General features: G+C 62.7%; 2 protein-coding genes and 1 pseudogene. All 3 read left to right on the plus strand.

The window, feature by feature from the left end; genetic code table 11:
• The first annotated feature begins 615 nt into the window (after positions 1–615).
• Positions 616–924, plus strand: coding sequence for a DUF736 domain-containing protein (locus FJ980_RS30715; RefSeq protein ID WP_140547328.1), 309 nt, complete (start codon positions 616–618; stop codon positions 922–924).
• Between the two features lie 321 nt (positions 925–1245).
• On the plus strand, positions 1246–1410 hold the full coding sequence (locus FJ980_RS30720) for a hypothetical protein (RefSeq protein WP_224647530.1): 165 nt from the start codon (positions 1246–1248) through the stop codon (positions 1408–1410).
• An 8-nt stretch (positions 1411–1418) separates the two neighbouring features.
• Positions 1419–1653, plus strand: a pseudogene (locus tag FJ980_RS30725) (zincin-like metallopeptidase domain-containing protein); the annotation flags it as partial.

The following is a 1653-nucleotide window of genomic DNA, read 5'->3' on the forward strand; positions in this document are numbered from 1 at the left end:
AGTCACGAACCTCCGCCGGGGCGCGCGGCTATATCGGTTGCCGATTCCGTTTGAGACGAGAGCCGGATAGGCAGTTGCTGGCCGCTTCCCCAAATTGCGCGCCATAAACGCAGCGTCGTTTCAACGGGTGGGTCAGTCTGGCACGTAGCTCGCGCGCTTCTGTCGCTGATCTCCCGGTGCATCACCGTTTCGAAGCCGGTGCGAGACAATGGGGCTGCGGTTCTCGCCTTTGGGATCGGAGGCGATCCGTTGCCTGACCGTGGCGGCGAGGGGGCTCTCGAACGAACAGTCGCTGACTTGCGGGTATAATGCCGTCGACGGAAACGACGCTCTTCATTTCGGTTTAGACAAAGGCCACGTCCATCTGCGTCCGCGATGTGACTGGTCTGACCGAAGGCCGATCCCGCTATCGCGGGCTCTCGATCTTGTCCGGCAACGGCCTTCGCGACTTTCTTCCCCTGACGGCTGCGCGGCCATTCCTCGCGGATCAAGAAAGTCTCTCACGACCGCCTTCCACTTCGTTCCAGCCCTGCGGGTGCCAGTCGATCGCCTCCGGTCCACTGACCGTCATCGAGGTCGCGATGGGCGCGGCCCGAGCAACAAAGGATGAGACTTATGGCTACCATCGGCACCTTCGCTTCCACCGGCAATGGCTTCAGCGGTTCGATCAAAACCCTCAACCTCAACGTCAAGGCCAAGCTAGTCAGCATCGAGAACCCTTCCGACACGGGGCCGCACTTCCGCATCTTCGCCGGCAATGTCGAACTCGGCGCCGCCTGGCAGAAGACCTCCGCAGAGGGTCGCGACTATCTCTCGGTCAAGCTTGACGACCCGAGCTTCCCCGCTCCGATCTACGCCACCCTGATCGAGGTGGAAGGCGAGGAAGGCCTGCAGCTGATCTGGTCCCGCCCAAACCGGGACTGATCGCCCGCCAGGGGACCCCGCCACAGGCGGGGTTCCTCCTACCAATGGTGAAGCCGGAACCAGGCATCGAGCCCGGCCCCGCTTTTTTGCTGCCAACCGGGTGGGGGAGGTCTGCTCAGATCGTCCGAGGATGCCATGGCGTTCCGAAGGCGCCCAAGGACTTCGTGGTATCTCCAACAAGTTGACGCATTTCGGCTCCCCCACTCGCCGGCTCCGCCGGTCGCTGCGCGCCCTGGCCCCTCCGACCCATCATGACCGGCGGTGTCGCCCTCCACCAACGTCAAGGAGACGAACATGTCGATCGATTAACACATTGAGGAATTGCGCGCCGAGCTGCGGAACGCTGTCTGCCGCGACGAGCGCCGCGAGACCGAGGCCGCTCTGGAGCTCGCGCTTGCCGGGAGCGAAGTCATCTGGGCCGAGCAGGAGGCGCTCATGAAGCGCTTTGAACGACAGGTCGAGAATCCCGGCGCCGGCATCAACTGACAAGCAGCCACATCCAGATACCGGCATTCGAGAGTTTTTGCGACGCGGGTTCCTATGTCGCGGTGCTGAGTGATGAATTTGACCACCGGACGGCGGCACCCCATCGGGTGAATCGCGATGTCAGCCGCTATCCGAAGGATCGTAGCGAGCGGGCGAGGGAGGAACTCATTGCCGAATTTGGCAGCTGCTTCCTTTGCGCCGATCTCGGCATCGTACCCGGACCATACCAGCGATCTCGCATCC

Source organism: Mesorhizobium sp. B1-1-5 (assembly GCF_006443065.1).
In the GTDB taxonomy this organism is placed as follows: Bacteria; Pseudomonadota; Alphaproteobacteria; order Rhizobiales; family Rhizobiaceae; genus Mesorhizobium.